We start from the raw sequence: 1,161 nt of genomic DNA on the forward strand, positions 1-1,161 counted from the left end.
TCGCTGGTGGACGCCGACATGAACGTAGCCTCGACCCGGCTCCAGGCCCTGCAGACGCAGCAGCAGCTCGGCATCCAAGCCCTGTCCATGGCCAACCAGAACAGCCAGCTCATCCTCAAGCTGTTCAACGGCTGAGCCTGTTTCCGCCTCGACCGGATCCGCCGGCACGCCCGGCGGGGCCGGAGTGCGTACTTCCCCGCGATCCGCATCCGCACCGTCATCGGCCGCATCCCCCCGGATGCGGCCGATGACGTCTTGGGCTGGCCGGTACCGTTGTCGCGCGATTCACCACGACGGCCCTCGTCGAAGTTAAAGTTTAACCAGCCAATCAGGGCGATAGCCGGAGACGCGTGAAACCCCCTCGCCGGCGGCGCCGTTCAAGGTTCCGTCAACTACCGGCCTCTAGCTTAAGCCTCACGCAAGATTGATCCGACGCCGACGGCAAAGATCAAAGGCATCAAGCCGCCTCTTCGTACCGGTATCGATCCGGGATGTCCTCAGTAGCGTTTCTCAATAGGATGTCCGACCATGAGTAGCCTTCTCACCAACACCTCCGCCATGACGGCGCTGCAGAACCTGTCCAATACACAGAAGCAGCTGACGCAGACCCAGGCGCAGATCTCGTCCGGCCTCGCCGTGGCGAATGCTTCCGATAACGCCGCCTACTGGTCCATCTCGACCAGCATGAAGTCGGACGTCAGCGCGCTCAGCGCCGTGACGAACGCCCTGAACCTCGGCTCTTCGGTGCTCAACACCGCCACCTCGGCGATGAGCAGCGTCGAGACCATCCTGAAGCAGATGAAGGCCGATCTGGTCACCGCCCAGACGTCGGGCACCAACCCCACCCAGGTGCAGAGCGACATCAACGCCCAGCAGCAGAGCCTGATCAGCGTCATGCGCTCGGCCTCGTTCAACGGCGTCAACCTGCTCGACGGCAGCACGGTCACGACCAACATCGTCGACTCCTTCTCCCGCAACGGGGCCGGCACCACCACGACCGGCACCCTGGGCGTGTCCACCAGCGGCATCGCGCTCGGCGGCAGCGGCACGACCGGCGGACTTCTCGGCGGCACGCTCACCGTCTCCAGCGCCCAGGGAACGGCGGGCTCCACGGGCACCGGCAACGACGGCACGACGGTCGTGGGTCAGTATGCCAGCGAC

The 1,161-nt window shown here is 64.9% G+C and carries 2 protein-coding genes; both read left to right on the forward strand.

What is annotated here, in order from left to right; genetic code table 11:
- Positions 1 to 135: flagellin (locus D3273_RS27805; protein ID WP_281011440.1), on the forward strand; the 135-nt coding region annotated here is incomplete at its 5' end.
- 393 nt (positions 136 to 528) lie between these two features.
- A partial coding sequence (locus tag D3273_RS27810) for a flagellin N-terminal helical domain-containing protein (RefSeq protein ID WP_487343520.1) occupies positions 529 to 1,161 on the forward strand: 633 nt, incomplete at its 3' end.

The sequence above is a fragment of the Lichenibacterium minor genome (genome assembly GCF_004137685.1).
Classification (GTDB): Bacteria; Pseudomonadota; Alphaproteobacteria; order Rhizobiales; family Beijerinckiaceae; genus Lichenihabitans; species Lichenihabitans minor.